Raw genomic sequence first — 257 nt, forward strand, 5'->3', positions numbered from 1 at the left:
CCTTATCAGTATTAAGAAAATTAGATGAACCTCTTCATCAACGACATTCCTGTAATGATACTTAGGTCTACGGTTAGGCCTGATAAAAGTCATTTCAATCATATTATAAACGCTACGCACGAGCCCATCACGGTTGCAAAATTGCTCAATCGCGTTTGGATCAAACATGCTACACAGGAAGATATAAACAAGCTTCTTGACTTGTTGGATACAGCAACCCCACGAGGTCTTATTTCTCTAACTCTCACTGTTGATGA

General features: G+C 39.3%; 1 protein-coding gene. It reads left to right on the forward strand.

Features of this window, described 5'->3' with window-relative positions; genetic code table 11:
* Positions 1–24: 24 nt before the first annotated feature.
* On the forward strand, positions 25–257 hold a 233-nt coding region (locus E1176_RS20845), incomplete at its 3' end, for a hypothetical protein (protein ID WP_222933041.1).

The sequence above is a fragment of the Fulvivirga aurantia genome, from assembly GCF_009711475.1.
GTDB classification, from domain to species: Bacteria; Bacteroidota; Bacteroidia; order Cytophagales; family Cyclobacteriaceae; genus Fulvivirga; species Fulvivirga aurantia.